Genomic DNA, 257 nt, shown 5'->3' with positions numbered 1-257 from the left:
GCGTGCAACGATGGATCGTTGCACGCCAGTTCGTTTAACCAGGAATCATCATCAGGTCTCGGGCAGGCAGTGAAATACAAACCAGCCCACCGCCCCAAAGGCGGACTGTGCAGGATGAAGATAGCTTCTACGAAGCTGCTTAGGCCGGCGGCGCTGGCCGCGCAATTTCATGCAGGCTCTTTGACGCAGTTGAAAATACTGGGCGTGGTCTTTGAGCCCCATAGCAGACAGGCAAAAGAGTGAGGGGGGGGGTTTAT

The 257-nt window shown here is 55.6% G+C and carries 1 protein-coding gene; it reads left to right on the top strand.

What is annotated here, in order from left to right; translation table 11 throughout:
- Nucleotides 1-243: hypothetical protein (locus tag ACNPM8_RS16685; protein WP_448940232.1), on the top strand; the 243-nt coding region annotated here is incomplete at its 5' end.
- Between the last annotated feature and the right edge of the window lie 14 nt (nt 244-257).

The organism is Glutamicibacter sp. AGC46 (genome assembly GCF_053543715.1).
The sequence above is the reverse complement of the archived record's forward strand: the minus strand, read 5'-3'. Positions and strand labels throughout refer to the sequence as shown.